Genomic DNA, 21465 nt, shown 5'->3' on the forward strand with positions numbered 1-21465 from the left:
CAAAAATTAAAGGATTAGTACGATGGCAAAAACGGTTTCATTGGTACTTGGTAGTGGTGGTGCAAGAGGCTTGGTTCATGTTGGAATCATCCGCTGGTTGATTGAACATGATTACCAGATAAAATCCATCTCTGGCTGTTCAATTGGAGCACTTATCGGTGGTGTTTATGCGGCCGGAAAATTGGATGAATTCGAAGAGTGGGTCACCAGTATCGACCAATCGGACATGGCTATGATGTTGGACTTTTCGTGGCAATCAAGTGGGATCTTCAAAGGGGATAAGATCATCGACACACTACGTGAACTGATCGGTGAGATTGCAATTGAAGATTTGGCTATCCCTTATACCGCAGTTGCCGCTAACGTCGCCGATGAAAAAGAGGTTTGGCTGCAATCCGGCTCTCTGTTTGATGCTATTCGCGCCTCTATCTCTTTGCCATTGTTCTTCACTCCTCATGTCATTAATGGCGAAGAGCTCATTGATGGCGGTGTACTCAATCCCGTACCAATTGCGCCTACCTTTGGAGATAATACAGACGTTACGTTGGCTGTGAACTTAGGTGGTAAACCTGAAATGGTTAAACAGGAAGTGACACCTCTTTCCTTACCAACAAAAGAGAGCAAGCTGCACGAGAAGGTCGTTCACTTTATCGATAACCTAGGTAGCAGTGTAAAAAGCAAAATGAGCTTCAATTTTGCAGCCTACGACATTGCTAACCAAGCGTTTGATGCCATGCAGTCGACAATTGCTCGCCAGAAATTGGCCGCATACCCCGCCGATATTACACTTGAGATTCCACGTAATGCCTGTGGTACCTTAGAGTTTGATCGCTCACAAGAGATGATAGACAGAGGCTATCATTTGGCAAAGGCTAAACTGGGCAATCGACTTTAATTAGTGGGTCGCGACCGTTACGAAGAGAGTATTTATGCAAGCTGAACTCAAAACACTTGAACTTAAAGAGTGCGAACCCCACGAGCTTATGGCAACAAAAGATGTCATCGTACTCACCAGTTCAGAATTGGCTGCTGTATCTTGGTTGATAGAGTGCTATCAACAGAACGCTGATGTGCAGATTATAGAGAATGCACACCAGCTAGATACGCAAGCGATTTTGGCGCAATGTCGAAGAAGCCTTAGCGAAAGTAAAAAGGTGATATTAACGGCGCAGTTTCGTAGTCAGCTACCTCTCATTAATATCGCTTCTCTGTGTAACGAGAAGCGCAAGTCATTGATCAATATTGAGTTGTCAGGCTGGGATGAAGAGAAATGCCTTCCCCATTCTTATAGTAGCTTCTAACTGTTAGCTTTCTTGTGCAGCGGCGTGCTGTTCTACCATGAATGCAATCGCTTCATCGCTTAGGCAAGACTTACTGACGTATTGACGCTGTTTACCAATATGGATGATAAGGCCTAGGTCAGTCTGCTCCAGCTCGTCGATCTGATTCCACGCGATGGTGTTGGTGGTTTTATAGTTTTTGTAACTCACGCCGTTTAAGTCACCTTTAAAAAACACCTTGCTACCAGCCCCAGAGCTGATTCGTTGTCGCCACAACCACCACGTTCTTTTGCAGTAGACGCTGAATGCTTCAATGACGCTCAAAACAATGAAGAACCAACCAACATAACCGTTGGGTAACAGTTCAAACTCGAGTAAGACCACACCGAAAATGAGAAATAGAAACCCTTTTAGATAGGATTTGGGAAATTGAGCAGGGACGCTCGTTTGGTCATAACATTCAGCAAAGAAGACTTTGTCGAGTGTGTATTCTGTGGTGAAACCGGGATCTTTAGACATGTGTAGCTACTTTAAGGTTGTCTTTGAATGAGTGTTCAATGCTGCGAGCGTGCAACTTGGGCATTGTATCGTTTCTCGATGCTTTTCTTTAGATATTTCGTTGTCTTTTATAAATCAAGAGGCAGTGCTAGCTTGCCTCTTGTAATCCATTCACTATTACTTTGTCTGGTGTCCCGTTTTCTTAGCAAGTTGTTGCATCGCCTCGGCGAACGTTGTTGTTCCACCTTTTGCTTTCACCTGAACCACTTTATAGCCAAGACTTTCAAGTGCTTGGCGCTCTGCTAGAACCTCTTTGTCATCTTGTTGGCTGCCTTGTACAGGTTGATGTAGGTAACACCCCTCTAGTTCGCCATCTTCGACTAATTGGTGGTGTTTCAGTGCATTAATATCAAAATTCATAGTAAATCTTTTAGTTTAAAATCGGACAAATGGCTGCCAGTGCAACACGTGTCTGTCTAATTAGTGTTGTTTTTGCCATTATAATATAAAAAGCCCCACTCGAAAGTGGGGCAGGAGCCAAAACAGATTTTGACTACGGGGACTGTTCTAGTCCGATACTAAACTTAATTAGGCAGTTGCCGCTTTACCCGCTTTGACTCGCTCACGAGCGCCAAGAACAAGGGTTAGGGCAAAGGCGACAGCGAATGAAATTGCCATACCCGCTACATAGTAACCAAGCTTGTCAGGAACAATAGAGATAACACCAGGCAGTCCAGCAGCACCTAGAGCTTGCGCTTTCACGTTAAACAGTGTGATGAATGCACTTGCCGAAGCAGCACCGATGATCGCTGCGATAAACGGGTAACGTAGCTTCAAGTTAACACCGAACATTGCAGGTTCAGTAATACCCAATAGCGCCGTAAAGCCAGAAGGCATCGCAATACCTTTTAGTTTGGTGTCTTTGGTTGTAAAGCCGACCGCCAGCGCCGCACCACCTTGAGCGATGTTAGACATAGCCGCGATAGGGAAAATAAACGTACCACCAGTAATCGCAATATCGGCAAGAAGCTGAGTTTCAATCGCAATAAAGCTGTGGTGCATACCTGTGATTACGAATGGTGCGTAGATGAAACCAAACAGAGCGCCACCAATGAAGCCCGCTGAGTCATATAACCAGTTCAGACCATCACCCAGTAAGAAGCCGATATCACGAGTGATTGGGCCGACTAGAGTAAAGGTAAGGAAACCAGTGATAAAGATCGCCAGCATTGGGGTCAGTAGGTTATCCAGTACAGAAGGGATAATTTTACGTAGACCGCTTTCGACCTTAGCTAGAATGAAGGCTGAAACAAGTACTGGCAGAACAGAACCTTGGTAACCGACTTTTTGAATTTCAAATCCAAAGATGTTCCAAGTCGGGATAGTTCCCGCAACACTTGCGCCACCGAATCCCCAGCCGTTCAGAAGATCTGGGTGAACCATCAGCATACCCAATGCCGCGCCCAAGAATGGGTTGCCGCCAAACTTCTTACTGGCTGAAAACGCTAATAAAACAGGAAGATAGACAAAAGGTGCGTTAGCGAAGGTGTTGATCATGCTCGCCAGATCAGCAAGCCCAGGGTTTGCGTCGATCAGCGATTGACCGTCGATAAATAGACCTTTGGCTGTCAGTAGGTTGAAGATACCCATCAACAGACCACCAGCCACAATCGCTGGAATGATTGGCACAAAGATATCAGACAGGCCTTTTACTGCGCGCTGAACGATGTTTTGTTTTTGAGCACCTGCGCTAGCGACTTCACTGGTCGACATCTCTGTCATACCCGTTAGTTTTGCCATTTCCGCATGCACTTGGTTAACAATGCCAGAACCAAAAATGATCTGGTATTGGCCTGCAACCTTAAACTGACCCTTTACGCCATCTAGGTTACTAATGGCTTCTTCATTGACGATTGATTCATCTTTTAGTGCCAAGCGTAGGCGTGTTGCACAGTGGGCAAGCGCTTGAAGGTTGTCTCTACCTCCAAGTAGCTCCAGCAGCTCTTTTGCAATTATTGGATAGTTCATTCCAAACCCCGGTTGTTATCTTTTGCTTATAAGTTAATAGTTCAAAAAGGTGTTGAATACCTTTTGGGAACGTTTGCAATGTGGATTTTTGGTGATTTATCAGTCGTAGTCAAAATATATTCAATGTTTATGTGAGTTTGATCTGCTAAACTTTTTTGCTAAACCGTTTAGGCACAGTGGATTTTATGCCTAGATCTGTTAGTTTTTGCAAACAATCCCAATAACTTATAAAGGGCTGAGCTTATGGCTAGCTTGCACGATGTGGCGAAATTGGCTGGAGTGTCTAAATCAACCGTATCTCGGGTGGTTAACAACGAGTATGGCGTGAAAGAGGCTACTAAGCAGAAGGTGATGAAAGCGGTGCAGGAGGTTGGCTATGTCGTCAATCAAGTAGCAAAAGACCTAAAATCACAAAAGACAAATTTGGTTGGCGTAATTGTGCCTCGCGTATCTTCGAACGCAACTGCACAAGGTGTTGACGGGCTCAGCCACATCTTCGAGCAAGCAGGTAAACAGGTACTCTTAGCCAGTACGCAGTTAACTGAATCGAAAGAAATTGAATATATTCAATTGTTTAACCAAAAACGTGTCGAGGGGATCATCCTTTACGCGACTCACATTGATACTGAGTTGGTCAAAGCCATTAACCAATCTAAAGCGCCTGTTGTGCTGGTGGGCCAAGACGGCTCACTGTTCAACATCCCAAGCATTGTTCATGATGATTTAAGAGTAGGCTTTGAAGCCGGCAATCGCTTGTTAGCGGCAGGGTGTAAGCACATAGGGTTTATCGGTGTGCCGGATACCGATGTTGCGGTTGATAAACTGCGTTCCGACGGGCTAAAGCAAGCGTTGGCTATGCACGGTGAGCATGAACTGCTGTTCCACTGTCACGGTGAGTTCAGCATTGAGTCGGGTTATGCGAATATGAAAAGGCTGATTAACGATTACCCGAGCCTTGATGGTGTTTTTTGTGCGACAGACCGAATTGCGGTTGGTGCGATCAAAGCATTGAAAGAGGCCGACATTGAGGTAGGAAAAGAGGTAAAACTGCTTGGCGTGGGTAATGATGAGATTGGTTACATCAACTCTCCAAGTCTATCAACGTTCAACTATGCTTTTGATAAAGCAGGGGAAAGTGGCGCTAAAGTGTTGTTGGATCTGATTGAAGGAACACCTCAAGTCATGAGCAAGGTGGTACTGACGTTCCAAAATATAGACCGCGAAACCTGCTAATCTTAACTTGTCTCCTTGAATAGAAAGCCTGATTCGTCAGGCTTTTTTTGTGCGTATGATCACGCATTACTAATACTGATAGCGAACTTCATCTTGTGATCTCTGAGTGATTATTGTAGTTTTGCAAACGTTCCCAGTTTTAGGTAAGTACAAATGTCTGTTGATCACTTTATCATCCTCTGTGGTGGAGAAAACAATATCACTCGGGTGCTGACGCCCGAATCTGCTTTGATCTTTGCAGTCAAAGAGGTGTCGTTGGTTGAAGCGAGTAATGACATCGTGGTAATCAATCACGTCCTGGGTGAGCCTCAAGTCGTGTTCAACCGACCTGAATCTATCAATGACGATACTCTGCTTAAAATCGGAGCGATGATCGCATCAGCACAAAAGCAGCAAGCAGACGCTGTCTCGATGCCAGTGGAGTGCCCACACCGCCCAAGCTGGCACGTGTCACCTCCTCAAGGTTTACTGAACGATCCCAACGGTTTTATCTACCACAATGGCGAATATCACCTGTTCTATCAGTGGTATCCATACGCTTGTGTGCACAAAGATAAGTATTGGGCGCACTTAACCAGTCGAGACTTAATCAATTGGTCATGGCAGCCGTTAGCGCTAACTCCTTCAGACTGGTTTGATGCTCATGGCGTATTTTCGGGTCATGCGTTAAGCCACAACGGTGAGTTAATGCTGTTTTACACAGGGAACACTCGTATTGGTGAGCAACGTGATAGACACACAACCCAGTGTTTAGCGACCTCGACCGATGGCATTCACTTTGTTAAGCATGGTCCTGTCGTGGGTGAGTTACCTCCGGGCGTTACTGAGCACATTCGCGATCCTAAAATTATCCGTCACGGTGACCAATGGTTAATGCTACTTGGTGCTCAAACAACAGAGTTAAGAGGTCGACTTGCGGTTTACCGCTCAGCCGATCTAAAAACGTGGCAGTTTGATCGCCTATATGGTGATGAGTTTGGCGACTTCGGTTACATGTGGGAGTGTCCCGACATGTTTACCATCGCAGAGCAGACTTTTGCTGTTATTGGGCCACAGGGGATTGAGTCATTCTCTAAGCACAATTCCATTCCTCACCATAACGGTATTGCTAAGGCGGCATGGAATGAGCTATCAGGGTTAGAATTGAGTGATTTCGAACATCTCGATTACGGTTTCGATTTCTATGCACCGCAAACTATGTTGACCGAAGATGGTCGACGTGTGATGTCAGGTTGGATGGGGTTACCAGATGAAATCGATCAACCTTCTACCGACAGTGGTTGGGTACATCAGCTGACCGCACTGCGCGAACTGACGGTCAAAGAGGGACGCCTAAACCAATGGCCAATCGCTGAAATAGATTCTTTGGCGCAAGGTGAACAACACCTAACGCTATCTCAAACTCGTTATGACTTAGAGACCAAAGCGTTTGATTTGTCGGTTGAGTTAGAGTGGGGCACTACACTGAATCTATTCGAAGGGAGTGAGCATAAACTCGTGCTGACGGCAGATGCTGAAAACAAACGCTTATACATGGATCGCTCTCAAAGCCTTAACCGAGCGCAAGATACTGTGCGCGAAATTCCACTGTCGAGTGACACCGTTAAGCTTCGCATTCTCGCTGATACTTCATCCATCGAAGTCTTTATCAATGGCGGCGAAGCGGTGATGACATCACGCGTGTTTACGGCACTAGATGCAACGGGCATTTCAGTTGAAGAAGGACAAGTTGAAGTGTGTGTTAAAAGGCTTAACTCAAGTTGCCCGCCTTTCATGGTCGCTAACAAATAGCATTCTACAAAAACGGCACTCACTGAAGTGCCGTTTTTATTTTTATTCAAAGGGCTACCCAACAAGTAGTTCCTGTAATCAGTTAGCCAAGAACTTTCAAGAAGTAAGGGATGATCAATGCGTTGGCTAAATCAATAAAGAACGCACAGACCAATGGCACAATGATAAAGGCTTGGTGAGAGTTACCGTACTTTTGAGTGACCGCTGACATGTTAGCCATCGCTGTTGGCGTTGAACCTAATGAGATTCCACCAAAACCTGAACAAACCACCGCTGCATCGTAAGTTTTGCCCATCAATGGGAACACGACGAAGATGGCCACTAGTATGGCAACAATAAACTGCGCGCCTAGAATCATGAAGATTGGGCCTGCAAGGTCGACTAAAGCCCATAACTGCATACTCATTAATGACATCGCTAAGAAAGCGCCCAGCGCCATATCTGCAATCAATGCTACGGCAGGTTTCCTCGATGGCCAGCGCGTTCCGGTCAGCCTTGGGTAGTTGTCGGGGATAAGGTTAGAGATCAAAATACCCGCGAAAAGACAGGTTACAAACAATGGCAGATCAAGGCCAAGCTGACTGACGACTTCATTGAGAATACCACCGATGATGATACAGATATGAATAGCCAGCATCGCATCTAAAAAGTCGTAAGAAGTGATTTTTGGATCGGGTTTATCAGGTGATGTGCCAACGTCCATTTTCTCAACTTTGCTTGGTGTTAAGTTGTGTTTATTGATGAGGTACTTAGCGATAGGCCCGCCCATCAAACTAGCGAGAATTAAACCAAATGTGGCGCTCGCGATACCAATTTCCATCGCGGTTTGAAGGCCAAACATATCGGCAATTTTAGGCGACCACGCAATCGCAGTACCATGACCACCGATAAGCGAGACACTGCCACTCAACATGCCGACAACGGGTGGCTGATCGAGTAAGGTTGCAACACCGATGCCTGTTAGGTTTTGAATCAACATATAGCCGATAGTAATGACAAGCAGCACGATGAGGGGTTTTCCACCTTTAAGCAGATCTTTGAGGCTGGCGTTAATACCAATGGTGGTGAAGAAGTAAACCAGTAATAGGTCGCGAGTAGCAAGGTCGAACTCGACGTTGACCCCTGCGGCGTAGTAGATGATGGTAAAGATAACAGAAACGAGTATGCCGCCAGAGACTGGCTCTGGAATGCTAAACTCTTTTAAAAATGAGCTCATTTGAGTCAATCTACGACCCAAGAATAAAACAATGATGCCAAGAGTGACTGCGAGAAAAGACTCAATACGCAACACGCCGTCTACAAAATCCATATGTACTCCGGATGAAGGGTGGTTTATCCCTTACCGTAATATGCACCTTTGTCTCGGATCAAGTAGTCTATACAAAGACTTAGCGTGTAAGTCGCAAACATTTACATTGGTCAGCAGCGCTCATAGCAAAAAGCCCCAAGATCTTCATCTCAGGGCTTCGAACTAACTTGATGTGAATCGTTAGATGTATTCTATCAGCGCGGCTTGAGTCGGCAGTGCAGTCATTGCCCCTTTTTGTGTCGTCGCCAATGCGCCACAGCCATTTGCCCAATTGACGGCGGTTTCAATGCCCTGCGTGCTTGCCCACTCATTATCTTGAGAGAGCTTCGCTAGTAAACCACCAACGAACGCATCGCCCGCGCCTGTTGTATCGACAGGCTTAACCGCTTGTCCTGAGATAAGGCGTTGCTCTTTATTAAAGACGACGAGTGCGCCCTTAGCACCTTGAGTAATCAGAACCAGCGTATTGTTGTAGTTCTCTATAGCGGCAAGACCGGCTTCTAATGAATCACAATCGGTTAAGAACATCAGTTCATCGTCAGAAAACTTCACCACATCAGCAAGCGCGATAGCTTCGTTAACCACAGGCTTTAGCTCTTCAGGATTTGCCCATACTTCCTCGCGAAGGTTAGGGTCAAAGCTAACAAAGCCGCCAGCTTCTTTGATCTGTTTCATTGCTGTTAGTGTCGAGCTGCGGCTTGGTTCGTTGGCCAAAGCAATCGAACACACATGCAGCCACTCACCAGCGTTGAATTGAGGAATGTCTTCTGTTCGTAGGAATTGATCAGCACTCGGTTTGACCATAAAGGTAAAGCTGCGCTCTCCTGAATCATCAAGGTCAACAATCACAGTTGAAGTACGTTGCGCATCATCAAGCAGCATGTGCTTGGTATCGACGTTTTCGCTGCTCAATGTTTGTTTCATAAAACGACCCAGAGGATCTTGTCCAACGCGGCCAAAAAATGCGGTATCGCCACCTAAACGAGCAATCGCAACCGCGACGTTAGCGGGGGCACCACCTGGGCATTTTAGATACGTTGACTCTGTATCTGGAATTAGGTCAACGACGGCATCACCTGTTACCCAAACTCTGTTCATCTTACTTACCTCAATTGATTTTGAACTTGGTTGGATTATATAGCTAAAACGATTTAGCTTTCTATCTGTTTAGCGTTATAATGGCGTAAATCGCAGGAAAGTGTGATCGACAACGATCTTTTTAGTCTCCCTTGAGGATCAACTTTCTATTGATGGGCTTCGTCGTATCATAGTGAGTAATAGTCGCGACGATACAACGCACTGACTTCAAAATTTGAAGTCGAAATAGGGAAAGAATGACAAACAAAAAGTTTAAATTGGCTGACATCGCAGAGCTTGCCGGGGTTTCTAAGTCGACGGTGAGTTTCGTGCTCAATGGTCACGCAAAGAAACATCGAATCAATGAAGAGACAGTGAAAAAGGTTGAAGCGATCGCTTTTGCTCACAACTATTCGCCAAGTATCTATGCCCGTGCACTCAAATCGAAACAAACCTATACGGCAGGTTTGGTCATTCCTGATCTGGCGAACATGGGTTTTGCGCGTATTGCGAAAAGTCTCGAACTGCTGTGTCGCCGCAGTGGCTACCAACTATTGATTGCGTCGTCTGAAGATAACCCAGAGCTAGAACAACAAGCGATTCAAAGCTTAGTGGATCGGCAAGTTGACGTGTTGCTGATCGCAACCTCCATGACTGAAGAGCGATTCTTTCATCAAGTTAAACAGACGACGCCCTTGATTCTGTTTGACCGAGTGATTGATGATAGTGCGTTTATCAACATAAAGACCGATGCATCGAGTGCCACGCAACAAGTCGTGGCCAAGTTAGTCGATGGGGTAAGTGAATGTGTCTACATTGGTGGTCAGCTGGACCTTTCCCCAAGCCGTGATCGTTTTGCAGGCTACCTCGCTGGATTAGAGCAAAGTGGGGTGCCTTATAACCCGAACAATGTTTTCAACAAAGATTACCAACCATCTTCGGGCTATGAGATGATGGAGCAGGTGATGGAGAAGTTAGGGCGTAGGCCTGAAGCGATTTTCACCGCGTCTTATTCGTTGTTGGAAGGGGTACTGCGTTACCTCACGGAGCACGACTTACTGGATACGTCCGTCAGGCTAGCAACGTTTGATAACTATGACATTCTAGACTGCTTACCGGTTAAAATAGATTCGGTCGAGCAAGATTGCGAGCTGATCGCCAATGCTCTGTTTGAGGCAGGGAAATCTCTGCTTAATGAACCAAACCGTAAAGCGGAATGCTTGGTCTTTCCTGCAAAAATCCACAGCCGACGTTAAACCATGAAAGAGTTACATAAACACCAATCATTACCTTTGTATCTGCAAGTTGCACAAGACCTCATGCACCCGATTGAGTCTGGTGCTTACCCTGCAGGGCACCGTCTTCCCTCTGATAACCAGCTTGTATTTAACTTGTATCAATCTAATACACGTTGAATATAGGTTGTTATATTTTGTGCTCTTAGGAGAAGAACAAAGGGCAAGAGATCCAAAAGCTTTGCTTGATCGGTTATTGATAATGTGATCAATATCTGCTTTGTATGATTAATTTACGCTTTCAATGATTATTTTCGTGAGCAGTAAATCACTAATTTATAATATATTTAAAAATAATGATTTTATCGTTAAATATCCAAACATCCACAAGTCGATGAATTACATAAATAACAACGTTGTCAATAGGTAAAATTCGGCACAAGGTCTCAATCTTGAAAATATAAGCAACGGATATTAGCTTTTTAAGCGACGTTGGTTAGTGCAACAATATGGATATTCAAATGAGACTCAACTCTATCTCGCTGGCTCTTTGGCTAGCTGGTGCAATCGTGCTGTCAGGATGCCACGATGATAGCACCACTGTGTCAGGAAGCCCTAGCGATCCTGCAACTCCCAGTACCCCTTCAAATACCACAAGTTACAGTGTGACTGCCATCGATGGATATCTGCGTAATGCTCGGGTGTGGCTTGATCTGAACGGTAACTACCTTCTCGATGACGGTGAACCTAATGCGATTTCAGGCAACGGTGGTGTCGCAGACCTTGACGTAACAGGGATCGACAACCCAGAACAATACCCGGTTGTTGTTCAAGCGATCGCTGGACAAACCGTTGACGAAGATGAACCCAATATTACCGTTTCGGATGACTACATGATGTCCGCGCCACCAGGCGAAACAGACGTCACACCGCTTTCGACTTTAGTGCATGTTCTTGTTGAGCAAAATACCACGGACTCTGACGATGCTGCTGCCATTGAGGCTGCGAAACAAGCGGCGATACAACAGGTTGCCGACCAGCTTGGGTTGGATGAGAACCAGATCTTAGGTGATTTTGTTGAGTCAGGCGTACAAGCTGCTGCTTATGCTGCTGAGAATTTAGTGGATTCTAACGTGCTTCCTTCGACACCGGCTGAACTGGAACAAGTTGCCGAAAATGAGTCTGAAGGGACCAAGTTTTTCTCTGTCACCGCGTCAGTGAATAATGAGATTAAGAAAAAGATTGAAGAGGTGGCTGGAGACAACAGCAAGACATTCGACAATGTAGGTGGCGCTACCGATGGTGTCGATTTTTCAAGCGATACTGATAATGACGGTGTGCCGAACGACCTCGATGATTTCCCTAATGATCCGACTGAAAGCCTTGACTCTGATGGTGATGGTACTGGTAACAACGCTGATCTCAATGATGATACGGTGAATGGTCAAGATGATATTTACCCCGACGAGATAGATGCTTTTCCAACCGATAGCTCGCGAGCAGGTGACCATGATTCAGACGGTGTTGACAGTATTGACGACGCATTCCCGAAAGATGGGACTGAATGGAACGACAACGACAGCGACGGTTATGGGGATAACATTGATGCATTTGACGAAGACCCATCAGAATGGGCAGATGCCGATAGCGATGGATATGGAGACAATCAAGACCCGTTCGATGACGACCCAACAGAATGGGCAGATGCCGATAATGACGGTTATGGTGACAACCAAGATCTCTTTGATGACGATCCGACCGAGTGGGCGGATGGTGATAATGATGGTTTAGGTGATAACGAAGACGACCAGTACCTAAATGATACCGACAATGATGGTTACAGTAACGATGTCGACGAGTTTCCGACGGACTCAACAGAGTGGGCTGACGCTGACGATGACGGTTTAGGTGATAACGAAGACGATCAATATCCGAATGACTCTGATAATGATGGTTATACCAACGATGTTGATGAATTTCCTAACGACCCTACTGAATGGGTTGACGCGGATAACGATGGCTTAGGGGACAACGAAGATGATCAATTCCCAGGCGATGCGGATAACGATGGTATTGCCGATGACAGCGATAACTGCTTAACGACACCAAACGCAGATCAAGCCGATGGAGACGGTGATGGGCTTGGCGATGCTTGTGACTCTAATGCTGCGTTAACGTGGGACAACACCAATTGGGATGATGCGACTTGGCAGTAGCCGACTCGGTTAAACGGAATTGAAAGGATAATTAACATGAAATACATAAACACAACTTGGTTGGCTACTAGCATCAGTTTGATTTTAGCCTCTTCGGCGTCGGCTGCAGTACCGAATACATTCAGCTCAGGAACACCTGCACTGGCAAGTGAGGTCAATGAGAACTTTTCAGATTTGGATACGCGTGTGTCTGATTTAGAAAACTCGGCAACCGATGCATACACGACGGTTGGCGTCGACTGTGATGATGATTCGACGGCACTAGCGACGGCACTTGAGGATTCACGTAATACCTCTACTCGTACCACCTATAACATTACAGGTACGTGTGATGCAGTTGAAATCACTCGCAACGATGTACGAATTGACGGTGGAGGTACAGCGTCAATTGCTGCGTTCGACGACCCTGATTGGGATGGAGAATCAGTATTTATTGACGGTCAATCAAATGTTCGCCTGCAGAATCTAACGTTAGAGGGCACGGTAATAGCCCGCAATAATTCCAATGTTCGTTTCGAAAATGTGGTGTTGCCGACAGGGGTACCGGACGGTGATGAGTATGTGATTAACGTTGATATTCGAACTTCTTACCTGCGTATCAATGGCGGGTCGATCAATAACCTAGCTCTACGCGCAAGTAGAAACTCGACAGTAGATGTTAAAGATAGCGTGACAGGTAGTGCAGACCAAGTGATGTCTGATGTGAATTCGTCTGTTGTGATTGATAATGACACAGTGAACCTGGGTATCGTAGAAGCGATTGGCAGCTCATTCATCTTCGCAAATGCGATTAACGCATCGAAAGTCGTATCTGAAGGAGGTTCTGTTGTGGAAGCGGATGCGATGACAGTCTCAGGCAATATCGAAGCTTATGGAAACTCTCGCTTGGCGGTTTGGGGCGATGCGTCAGTTACCGGTGAAGTGTTGGTATCGAAAAACAGTTCATTCAGTGTTTCTGATGGAGGTGGTTTAACTGCAAGTACACTCGAGTGTCAGTTTGGCTCAACGTTTGATATTGAAGGGGATGTGGATCTAACAGGTACCTTTGATTGGGATAACTATATTTCCCTTAATCTGCACCAAAGCTGCCATGGTCAAATTGGTGGCACGTTCAATGAGTACTTTGGCATTGATAACCACTCAACATTGATTGATGGAAACTGGACTACGATTGATCCACCGGCTATTCCTTAATCAGAATACCAGCGGCATTGAACCGAGCTAACGGCTCACGTTCTGTACTTTGATACCAAGAAGCTGGCATTGCGTTTTGCAAGCCAGCTTTTTTAAGCACTTGAAGTTCCGATTTCGAAATCACTACATAGTCTAAAAGCGAGTCGAGTAGACGTCGGGCGCGCTGTAGAGTTAAGTCACCATCTCGCCAATAGCGTTTGAGTTCACCAATCACAACCGCTAAAGGAACGATAGGCTCAAGCGCTGAACTCGCTATTGATTCAAAACCTTTTGAACGAGGGGCATGCTTGCGCGCACTTTCCCAATCGGGCTTATCTTGTTTAGTCACGTAACCACATCGATAGCAGTAGTAGCTAAAAAGGAAACGCTCTATTTGATGCCAGCGTTCCGCTCTTACTTCTAAAAAGATGTGTTCCAGTTCTAAATCCAGATCGTTCATGGTCGGCCTCTCGAATAAGGAATGAGAGTCTAACGCTTAGCTCGCGGCCATCGCAAGCGGATCTGAATAGCGCTTCTTGTTAATCGCAACCAAGAGTTGAGCAAGTAACAGTACACCAGTGACCCCTAGGCCGATCCCGATCCCGCCCCAAATGCCGGCCAACTCGAATTTTGGCATTAGATACCAAGCCGCTGGTAGACCAAATGCCCAGTAACCAATTGCCGTCATGATGGTTGGGCCCATGACTATCTTCATTCCACGCAGCAAGTTAATTGCTAACAGCTGCCATGCATCCACAATAAACGATAGTGCGACAACCCAAAGCACCATGGTTAGCAAGTGAGTCAGCTCTGCATCAAGGTTGAACAGTCCTGCGATAAATTCAGGCCACAACATGAATCCTCCGGCTAAGATGACGCTAATGACGGTAGTAATGCCGAAGCTTCTTAGTGCGGTGCGCTTAATGCCATCGTAGTTTTCAGCGCCAAAGTCTTGCCCAACTAGAATCGCAGCGGCTTGAGAGAAGCCAAAGTTTACGTTCCAAGTGAAGCTCAAACATTGCAGCAGGATTTGGTGCAGGGCTAACGCCGCGATACTGATGGTGCCAGCCATGAGCGTACCACCATAAATTAAACCGTGTTCAAGTAGGGCAGCCAGTGCGATAGGTAGACCCATTGCCAACAGGGGGGTAAGTAACGATAGAGAATATTCTTCACGGTTTAGCCACGGAGCAAAGGCCATATATTCAGGGCGCTTGAACACCCATACAGCGTAGCCAAGCATAACGATGGTTGCCGCAAGCGCAGTACCAGCACCTAACCCTGCCAAGCCAAAGTCGAGTGAGAACGCAAGTACGTAGCTAATTGGTACGTTCAAGCTAACTGTCATTAACGACATCACCATAATAGAGCGTACATTGCCAAATGCGCTGGTTAAGCCACGTAACACAAGCAATAACAAAGACGGTAACATAGCCCACTTAAGTGTATCGACATACTCCATTGCTGGGCCAACGAGATCTGTCGGTTGATTGGCGAGTGCAAGCAGCTGAGGGACGAACATAAAGCTGATGGTAAGCACGACGGTCAAAAGGAATGACAGCAGAACTGCACCTTTGACCGCAAAACGGATCTGCTGATTACCGAACTCAGGGCGAGCAATACGCTGGCCATAGGCAATCGCAATTAGATTGGCCACACAGCCAACGGTGCTACCCGCAACGATGAACACAAATGAATAGATAGAGGCACCCAAACCACCTGCGGCAATGGCAGAGACACTTAATCGCGACATCATCCAGACATCGGTCAATACCAATGCCATAGAGATCATCTGCGAGATAATAAGTGGAATAGCGAGTGAAAGAATCTTTTTCATTGTGTGCCTCGTGATCGTTATCACATAAAGGTACGGATTATCCACTTGGCGTTCAAATGACATTTATGCCACTCTTACATGACTTCAGATCATGCGAGAGCGTTATGAGCCCTTACTCAAATCTTCCTTATTCTCACAATGCTTTAAAAGTATTCGAAGCGGTTGCTCGACTGATGAGTTTTACCAATGCGGCGGATGAGCTAAATGTGACGCAAAGTGCTGTAAGTCGTCAGATTAAGCAGCTGGAGGATGAGCTCAATTCGACATTGGTTGTTCGCAAGCATCGCGCAATTGAACTGACTTCAAAAGGGAAAGATCTTTATGAGGTATTAAGACAGAATTACCATAACTTAGACTCATTAATCGCTCAGTGGAAAGCACCCGCTAAAAAGCGCATTGTCATCAAGAGTGCACTCAGCTTCGCGACCCGCGTCTTAATGCCTAATGTTGCTATGCTAAATGAGCGTTACCCCGAGCACGAAATTGTGATCATCCCAGCTATCGAGGAAGACCCAGACCTCTTGACTGAAGATTGTGATTTGCTGGTTATCAACTCTAAGCATCGAGAGCTCTACACAGGAAAGCCCGGGATTACCCTTTTACGAGAGGAGTATATGGCCCCAGTGTATACGGAGCTTCTTTCGGATAAGCAGGTTCAAATTGAAGATCTGCTTAAGCTGCCTCATCTTCACGCGACACTTGATCATCAAGATTGGAAACTGTGGCTAAAGAATGCAAACCTAAAAGGTAATAAGCTTGGCCGTGACACCGTTTTCTACAGTTTGGATTTGGCCTTGAGTGCGTGCCTGGCTGGTCAAGGAGTCACGGTAACGGATCTATTGCTTGTCCTACCTGAACTAGAAAGGCAGTTCTTAAAATGCCCACAAGTGATCGCCTTGCAACACAGTGATTGGCAATATTACTGCTATCAGAAAAACCATACCCCGATAGCGAATGAAATCTTAGATTGGCTGGTGGCACAAACTCAGCAAGATGTCGCACAGTTGCAGCAACTGTGCGTAAAATTTGGCTGGAGTCGTGAAAAAGTCTCGTTTTAGTGCGAGCGCTTATTCGAAATTAGTGGCTGAGGTTGAAGCTCTGTTTTAGCGTTTTTAGAAAGTCAGCGTCTTCACACATCGCTTTTTCAGGCTCATCGCTAATCTTAGCCACTGGTAGACCATTGCACTCGGCGATTTTGACTACCATCGACAGTGGTTGATATTGCTTGTTATCTTCACTCCAGTCACCCATATCATTCGCTAAAAAAGTACCAATGCCAAAACTGATGTTGGCACGACCTTTAAAGTATTCACAGATCTCTAGCGCGCGATCGAAGTTAAGCCCATCAGTGAAAATCAGTACTTTACTCATTGGGTCGATCCCCAGAGAAGTATAATGAGCGATCATCTTATCTCCCCAATCAAACGGACTTCCTGAATCGTGTCTTACCCCTGCATAAGCGTTAGCACGTTCAAACGAGAAGTCTTTGAGGAAAGCGTCAATGCCAATGGTATCGGTTAGCGCAATACCGAGTTTGCCATCAAAGGTAGATTGCCAGAGATCGAGTGCTATTTGTTGAGAGCGTTCAACCGTTGTGAGGGCTTGGTGAGCCATAAACCACTCGTGCGCCACGGTGCCTATCGGAGTTAGGTCGAATTGTTTCGCTAAATGGTAGTTACTGGTACCACTCATCAGTTCGATAGCATGTTGGTTGAAGTATTTCACCATATCATGCTGTACTTGCGCGCTAAATCTGCGTCGGCTCCCCATCTCAGCAAATTGGAAGTTGGTAATATCTCGTCTTTTTAGTTCAGACTTTAGATTGGCAACCTTATCGGCAAGTACTTTTTCGAATTGAGCGTAAGGGATCTTGTTCCAACGGCGACGATTACGAACTTCAGAAATAATGCTCATCACCAAGGTTTCATACAAAATGGTCTCGTGCCATATTCCAGAGATAGACACATTGAGCTGATTGTCTGAGTGAGAGACTGTCACTTGCTCTTGAGGCTTAAAGCGAAACTCATCAAGGTAGCCGATAAACTCGTTGCCGAGGTAAGGCGCTTTGTCAGCTAAGTACTCAAGCTCCTGATGGGTAAATTGAAGCTGGGCGAGGTTGTTGATTTCGGCTTTAACCTCTTCTTTCAAGTCTGCCAAACTTTCATCCGAACGCACGATAAGCTCATAACGAACTTTTGTATTAGGGTAGTGCGTGTACGCGGCATACATCATGTTGATCTTATAGACATCAAGATCGAGCGCACTTTGGATGATTTGGTTGTTAAAAAGAGAGGCGGACATTGAGGCCATACCTTTGTATTACGAGCTTGCAGGAGAGACGCACTCTAGATAAGCGGTGACGAATTGTCAAATTCCTAAGGGAGGCGCTTTATGAGAGGAAAATTAAGTACTTTGCTAAGTGCATGACGTATCATTGACGATATTGAACGATTTTGGGTAAACGGGTGATGAACTAGCCCGACAAAGGAACACAACATGTCTTTACAAACCATACAGTTAAGAAAATTGGAAACTGCGTCAGTTGATGTTGACCCTCAAAAAGGCTTTAGTGAACTGTGCCCAAACGAGCTCCCGGTACAAGGCGCTTTAGAAATTGTTGAACAGTTACGCTTAAACCACGAGAAGGCAGTAATTCGCTTAGTGTCACGAGATATGCATCCTCCAGGTGCGGCTTGGGAAGCTGAAACTCCTGCTCAGATGTTAGAGCCTGTAGGATTGCCAGAAGTCGATATTAAATGGAACCCGCATTGTGTGGTGGGTACTGAAGGCGTGGAATTACTCCCAGGGCTGCCGAATGTGCGTGACTATGATTTCCAAATTAATAAAGGTATCGATCCTGATGCCCACCCATATGGCGCTTTCTATCACGACCAAGCGGACACCTTATCTACGGGTGGTATAGAATTTCTTCTATCTAAAGGCATCAAACATGTAGTTGTTGGCGGCTTAGCATTGGATTTCTGCGTTAAGAAATCGGTAGAGCAGCTGGTGGATGCGGGTTTTAATGTGGTTCTGAACCTTGCGTCGACCAGAGCGGTATTTCCGGACAATGCTAACGCGGTAGTCGAAGAACTGAAAAATCTAGGTGTGACGATCGTAGCTCAGGCGGAAGACATTGACCTAAGATAGAACACATAGAGCTGAATGATTGATTAGAAAAGGTAATAAGGAGACCATCCATGGCCGGCGTATCCGTTAAATGTAAAGCGCTAATGTACCCGCGATGGTCACCGCAATGGCGGTATACCAAAACAACTGCATGTGTTTGTTGTCTGTGTGGATTTTGATGTAGTTGATCTCTTCTTTTGCCATTGAGTAGAAATCGTTGTAGTTAATTTCAAGTTCACGTTTTGCATCAACAAGCTCTTGCTGCATTTTGTTGAAAACGCTTTCAACATAGCTATCAATTTCAGTGCTTGAGTTACCTAAAGACGGCAAGCCTCGCCATACTGCCATTCGTGATTCGTACTCGCCTTCGCTGACACGGTTTAGGACACGCAAATCGTATTCACGCGACTTGTGTTCCTTGCTGATTTTTTCAGGACAAATAGCCATTAACTTGTTCACGAAAATTACTCCAATAGAGATTCTGGTAGATGTAAACTGAGCCAAACTGCTCAAACGGTGTCGTTGAATCTAGATTCAAAAAGTCGATCTATCAGAATTTTTCGTTTGTCATTCATCACTTATTCGATGGTTGCGCATGTTAGGTAGCCAACCCAAATCCATCAACTTACACTCGTTATCCAGACGACAAATAACTTTTAAAGTGGTGTTTGAAAGGAGGAATAGGACTGCTTCTATGTGGCAAAAGAGTAACAGAGATAATGCGAAAGCCAGGATTTAAAAAACTAAGTAACACTTTGCAACCTAACACCGAAGCGTATGATATATTGGTAACTGTAACCTACGGTTTGTTAGAGCTTTTCTCGATGTGTGGGTAGTGCCGTGGATGAGATGAAAATGACATCACTCGGGGATTAATAATACATTTTGTGGGTTAATTGGCGTTAGCTGAATAAAGCGAGATTTGCATATGTTTACAGTTCCAGATACAGATAAGAAAATTCGAGCTAAGATTTCAAGCTACAAATCAGGGCTTAATCGTGAGTTGAGAGAGTACGGGTTTATTAATGATGGGTATGGGAAAAGATACTTGATATTTCCTTTGCTACTCGTGCTAAATGATCTGAAGAAAGCGGAAGAGTACATGGAATGGTATGAGACCCAATTTCCAGATGACATTGGTGAACCAATCCAAATGTTGTGCCGTTCGATTCTATCTTACCGCTTAGGTAATCACGGCAGAGCTACCTATGAACTAGCGGCTACAATGTTGTCAAATGTTTATCTTTTGCCTTGGCTTTACGGAAATAATATAGGCCCATTTGATTTAGAACATACGTCTAACTTTGCTAATCCTGAACATTGTGACTACATGCCTCTAGAAGTATTTCATAGCATCACAGGTGAGGAGTTGTACTGGATAAAAAGTTGCTATGACTCTGAGATATTTAAGGAAGCCCATACAGACTTCATAGAACTATCCATCCTCTTAGATTACGTGTCAGAAGACGAACGTAGTAAAGTACTGGATAAACGAAATAATCTTTTAAAACAGTTTGAAAAATTCAGCTAACAAAGCATTTAAGAGTGATTCGCAACGCTTGGCAGTTTCGCTTCGCTCAAGTATAGCCAAGCGCCGCTCACACCTTAATGCGGCGTTATGTTTACTTGTATTTCAATGACTTAAAAGTCTAAGGCTCAAGTTCTTTGTCCCTCTGGCAATTTGTTCCGAGTAGACTCAGCAAATCCGCATTGTCGGTCTAAGTTCTTGGATTTCTTAGGCCGTGAAACATGCCAATATTCGTGGGTTGCTTCATTGTCAGGTCGAGCAGGCTAGGTTTCAATTTCTTTGGCTTAAAGTCGCTATGAGGTTCTTTCCCAAGCAGCATCCTACCTTGGCAGTTGTCTCGGCAATTTACCATTGTCTGCGCTGTTGTGAGAAGAGACTAGGGCACTTGTTGAATGTTTGTAGTGTTGCCTCATTGGGAAGGGAAGTGTTCATAATTGTTGTAGGTTGGTCGCTTTTGGTGGTCAAGTCAGTCCTTGCCGTGTGGGTTGGTTCAGAAAAGCAGTCCCAAATATCAGTTCTTTCTCAAGCAAGTCAGTAACTTGTGGTAAAACATAACAAACAATTTAAGCAGATTCACAACGCTTGTCGATCTGCATTCTAGGTTAAGTTTAGTGTTTTATGGCACAATGTTTTAGTTAAGTAATTTGATAATTACGAAGTCCATCTAGACCGAGCTCGTGTTGGTGTTCTCCGTTTTAGCTATAGTGGCGATACTACCCTCTTGAGAGACTTTCAAATTTTGCCGGAGTTTCAGGGCAGAGGAATTGGGGCAAAGTGTCTCGAACTAGTTGTTAGACATGCGCTTAAAAGACAATCCACTAAGCTAGTTTTGCGTGTGTTTAGTGAAAATCCAGCAATCAGCCTGTATGAGTCCAAGGGCTTCGTTAGAACATCTGAAGTCAAAGGGTTGGTTGAAATGGAGAAGCCTCTAAGTTCAAACACATAACAAAGCATTTAAGAGTGATTCGCAACGCTTGGCGTTTTCGCTTCGCTCAAGTCTAGCCAAGCGTCGCTCACACCTTAATGCGGCGTTAGGTTTTCGGAGTCATTAATGGAACCATTTTTACAAGTTTTATTTTGTATACTTGTGTTACTTTCAATTGGTTACGTAATTTATAAACTATGCACGAA

General features: G+C 45.2%; 20 protein-coding genes and 1 pseudogene. 12 read left to right on the top strand and 9 right to left on the bottom strand.

Features of this window, described 5'->3' with window-relative positions; all coding sequences use genetic code 11:
* Window positions 1–22 precede the first annotated feature (22 nt).
* Window positions 23–895, top strand: coding sequence for a patatin-like phospholipase family protein (locus F0231_RS17950; RefSeq protein ID WP_171761068.1), 873 nt, complete (start codon window positions 23–25; stop codon window positions 893–895).
* 34 nt (window positions 896–929) lie between these two features.
* On the top strand, window positions 930–1301 hold the full coding sequence (locus F0231_RS17955) for a hypothetical protein (protein WP_171761069.1): 372 nt from the start codon (window positions 930–932) through the stop codon (window positions 1299–1301).
* 3 nt (window positions 1302–1304) lie between these two features.
* Here the strand turns inward: F0231_RS17955 and F0231_RS17960 are convergent, their stop codons facing one another.
* The 3 genes from F0231_RS17960 to F0231_RS17970 all read right to left on the bottom strand — a co-directional run bounded on the left by F0231_RS17960 (window position 1305) and on the right by F0231_RS17970 (window position 3806).
* Complete coding sequence (locus tag F0231_RS17960; RefSeq protein ID WP_171761070.1) at window positions 1305–1799, bottom strand: YcxB family protein; 495 nt, start codon at window positions 1797–1799, stop codon at window positions 1305–1307.
* Window positions 1800–1955: 156 nt separating this feature from the next.
* Complete coding sequence (locus F0231_RS17965; protein ID WP_171761071.1) at window positions 1956–2198, bottom strand: hypothetical protein; 243 nt, start codon at window positions 2196–2198, stop codon at window positions 1956–1958.
* Between the two features lie 168 nt (window positions 2199–2366).
* Complete coding sequence (locus F0231_RS17970; protein WP_171761072.1) at window positions 2367–3806, bottom strand: sucrose-specific PTS transporter subunit IIBC; 1440 nt, start codon at window positions 3804–3806, stop codon at window positions 2367–2369.
* A 243-nt stretch (window positions 3807–4049) separates the two neighbouring features.
* Here F0231_RS17970 and F0231_RS17975 point away from each other — a divergent pair, with 243 nt between their 5' ends.
* Together F0231_RS17975 and F0231_RS17980 are read left to right on the top strand one after the other, a co-directional pair.
* The gene (locus tag F0231_RS17975) at window positions 4050–5039 is read left to right on the top strand and encodes a LacI family DNA-binding transcriptional regulator (RefSeq protein WP_171761073.1); all 990 of its coding nucleotides are present in this window, start codon (window positions 4050–4052) and stop codon (window positions 5037–5039) included.
* 153 nt (window positions 5040–5192) lie between these two features.
* Window positions 5193–6830 (top strand): glycoside hydrolase family 32 protein, encoded by a 1638-nt coding sequence (locus F0231_RS17980; protein ID WP_171761074.1) that lies wholly within the window; start codon window positions 5193–5195, stop codon window positions 6828–6830.
* Window positions 6831–6912: 82 nt separating this feature from the next.
* Here F0231_RS17980 and gltS read toward each other — a convergent pair whose 3' ends face one another.
* Window positions 6913–8139 (bottom strand): sodium/glutamate symporter, encoded by a 1227-nt coding sequence (gene gltS, locus F0231_RS17985; RefSeq protein ID WP_171761075.1) that lies wholly within the window; start codon window positions 8137–8139, stop codon window positions 6913–6915.
* 180 nt (window positions 8140–8319) lie between these two features.
* Window positions 8320–9237, bottom strand: a complete 918-nt coding sequence (locus F0231_RS17990; protein ID WP_171761076.1) for an aminoimidazole riboside kinase — start codon at window positions 9235–9237, stop codon at window positions 8320–8322.
* Between the two features lie 236 nt (window positions 9238–9473).
* Between F0231_RS17990 and F0231_RS17995 the strand changes: the two genes are divergently transcribed.
* The 4 genes from F0231_RS17995 (at window position 9474) to F0231_RS18010 (ending at window position 13861) form a co-directional block, all read left to right on the top strand.
* Window positions 9474–10472 (top strand): LacI family DNA-binding transcriptional regulator, encoded by a 999-nt coding sequence (locus F0231_RS17995; protein WP_171761077.1) that lies wholly within the window; start codon window positions 9474–9476, stop codon window positions 10470–10472.
* Between the two features lie 3 nt (window positions 10473–10475).
* Complete coding sequence (locus F0231_RS18000) at window positions 10476–10631, top strand: hypothetical protein (protein ID WP_171761078.1); 156 nt, start codon at window positions 10476–10478, stop codon at window positions 10629–10631.
* A gap of 341 nt (window positions 10632–10972) precedes the next feature.
* A complete protein-coding gene (locus tag F0231_RS18005; RefSeq protein WP_171761079.1) occupies window positions 10973–12667 on the top strand; it encodes a hypothetical protein in 1695 nt (564 codons plus the stop codon).
* Window positions 12668–12703: 36 nt separating this feature from the next.
* Window positions 12704–13861, top strand: a complete 1158-nt coding sequence (locus F0231_RS18010) for a hypothetical protein (protein WP_171761080.1) — start codon at window positions 12704–12706, stop codon at window positions 13859–13861.
* Here the strand turns inward: F0231_RS18010 and F0231_RS18015 are convergent.
* Both F0231_RS18015 and F0231_RS18020 read right to left on the bottom strand, forming a co-directional pair.
* Window positions 13851–14300 (bottom strand): hypothetical protein, encoded by a 450-nt coding sequence (locus tag F0231_RS18015; RefSeq protein WP_171761081.1) that lies wholly within the window; start codon window positions 14298–14300, stop codon window positions 13851–13853. The two genes, F0231_RS18010 and F0231_RS18015, sit on opposite strands and share 11 nt — an antisense overlap.
* Window positions 14301–14336: 36 nt before the next feature.
* Window positions 14337–15677, bottom strand: coding sequence for an MATE family efflux transporter (locus F0231_RS18020; RefSeq protein WP_171761082.1), 1341 nt, complete (start codon window positions 15675–15677; stop codon window positions 14337–14339).
* A 104-nt stretch (window positions 15678–15781) separates the two neighbouring features.
* Here F0231_RS18020 and F0231_RS18025 point away from each other — a divergent pair, with 104 nt between their 5' ends.
* Window positions 15782–16735, top strand: coding sequence for a LysR family transcriptional regulator (locus F0231_RS18025; protein WP_171761083.1), 954 nt, complete (start codon window positions 15782–15784; stop codon window positions 16733–16735).
* 19 nt (window positions 16736–16754) lie between these two features.
* On the opposite strand, the gene pncB is transcribed toward F0231_RS18025, so the two are convergent.
* On the bottom strand, window positions 16755–17978 hold the full coding sequence (pncB, locus tag F0231_RS18030) for a nicotinate phosphoribosyltransferase (protein ID WP_171761084.1): 1224 nt from the start codon (window positions 17976–17978) through the stop codon (window positions 16755–16757).
* A 195-nt stretch (window positions 17979–18173) separates the two neighbouring features.
* Between pncB and F0231_RS18035 the strand changes: the two genes are divergently transcribed.
* On the top strand, window positions 18174–18827 hold the full coding sequence (locus tag F0231_RS18035; RefSeq protein WP_171761085.1) for an isochorismatase family protein: 654 nt from the start codon (window positions 18174–18176) through the stop codon (window positions 18825–18827).
* Between the two features lie 66 nt (window positions 18828–18893).
* Here F0231_RS18035 and F0231_RS18040 read toward each other — a convergent pair whose 3' ends face one another.
* Entirely contained in the window at window positions 18894–19253 is a 360-nt protein-coding gene (locus F0231_RS18040) for a thiamine-phosphate diphosphorylase (protein ID WP_171761089.1), read from the bottom strand.
* A gap of 481 nt (window positions 19254–19734) precedes the next feature.
* Between F0231_RS18040 and F0231_RS18045 the strand changes: the two genes are divergently transcribed.
* Window positions 19735–20337, top strand: a complete 603-nt coding sequence (locus F0231_RS18045) for a hypothetical protein (RefSeq protein WP_171761086.1) — start codon at window positions 19735–19737, stop codon at window positions 20335–20337.
* Window positions 20338–20980: 643 nt separating this feature from the next.
* Window positions 20981–21280 (top strand): annotated as a pseudogene (locus F0231_RS18050) (GNAT family N-acetyltransferase); the annotation flags it as partial.
* Window positions 21281–21465 lie beyond the last annotated feature (185 nt).

This window comes from Vibrio sp. RE86, from assembly GCF_013114545.1.
In the GTDB taxonomy this organism is placed as follows: domain Bacteria; phylum Pseudomonadota; class Gammaproteobacteria; order Enterobacterales; family Vibrionaceae; genus Vibrio.

Bases quoted from the DNA above. Each gene is read 5' to 3' on its own strand.
- F0231_RS18045 (WP_171761086.1), top strand. From the start codon at position 19,735: ATGTTTACAGTTCCAGATACAGATAAGAAAATTCGAGCTAAGATTTCA.
- F0231_RS17990 (WP_171761076.1), bottom strand. From the start codon at position 9,237: ATGAACAGAGTTTGGGTAACAGGTGATGCCGTCGTTGACCTAATTCCA.
- F0231_RS18015 (WP_171761081.1), bottom strand. From the start codon at position 14,300: ATGAACGATCTGGATTTAGAACTGGAACACATCTTTTTAGAAGTAAGA.
- F0231_RS17950 (WP_171761068.1), top strand. From the start codon at position 23: ATGGCAAAAACGGTTTCATTGGTACTTGGTAGTGGTGGTGCAAGAGGC.
- F0231_RS18000 (WP_171761078.1), top strand. From the start codon at position 10,476: ATGAAAGAGTTACATAAACACCAATCATTACCTTTGTATCTGCAAGTT.
- F0231_RS17955 (WP_171761069.1), top strand. From the start codon at position 930: ATGCAAGCTGAACTCAAAACACTTGAACTTAAAGAGTGCGAACCCCAC.
- F0231_RS17975 (WP_171761073.1), top strand. From the start codon at position 4,050: ATGGCTAGCTTGCACGATGTGGCGAAATTGGCTGGAGTGTCTAAATCA.
- F0231_RS18020 (WP_171761082.1), bottom strand. From the start codon at position 15,677: ATGAAAAAGATTCTTTCACTCGCTATTCCACTTATTATCTCGCAGATG.
- F0231_RS18035 (WP_171761085.1), top strand. From the start codon at position 18,174: ATGTCTTTACAAACCATACAGTTAAGAAAATTGGAAACTGCGTCAGTT.
- F0231_RS17965 (WP_171761071.1), bottom strand. From the start codon at position 2,198: ATGAATTTTGATATTAATGCACTGAAACACCACCAATTAGTCGAAGAT.
- gltS (WP_171761075.1), bottom strand. From the start codon at position 8,139: ATGGATTTTGTAGACGGCGTGTTGCGTATTGAGTCTTTTCTCGCAGTC.
- F0231_RS18025 (WP_171761083.1), top strand. From the start codon at position 15,782: ATGAGCCCTTACTCAAATCTTCCTTATTCTCACAATGCTTTAAAAGTA.
- F0231_RS18005 (WP_171761079.1), top strand. From the start codon at position 10,973: ATGAGACTCAACTCTATCTCGCTGGCTCTTTGGCTAGCTGGTGCAATC.
- F0231_RS17995 (WP_171761077.1), top strand. From the start codon at position 9,474: ATGACAAACAAAAAGTTTAAATTGGCTGACATCGCAGAGCTTGCCGGG.
- F0231_RS17980 (WP_171761074.1), top strand. From the start codon at position 5,193: ATGTCTGTTGATCACTTTATCATCCTCTGTGGTGGAGAAAACAATATC.
- F0231_RS18010 (WP_171761080.1), top strand. From the start codon at position 12,704: ATGAAATACATAAACACAACTTGGTTGGCTACTAGCATCAGTTTGATT.
- F0231_RS18040 (WP_171761089.1), bottom strand. From the start codon at position 19,253: ATGGCTATTTGTCCTGAAAAAATCAGCAAGGAACACAAGTCGCGTGAA.
- F0231_RS17970 (WP_171761072.1), bottom strand. From the start codon at position 3,806: ATGAACTATCCAATAATTGCAAAAGAGCTGCTGGAGCTACTTGGAGGT.
- pncB (WP_171761084.1), bottom strand. From the start codon at position 17,978: ATGTCCGCCTCTCTTTTTAACAACCAAATCATCCAAAGTGCGCTCGAT.
- F0231_RS17960 (WP_171761070.1), bottom strand. From the start codon at position 1,799: ATGTCTAAAGATCCCGGTTTCACCACAGAATACACACTCGACAAAGTC.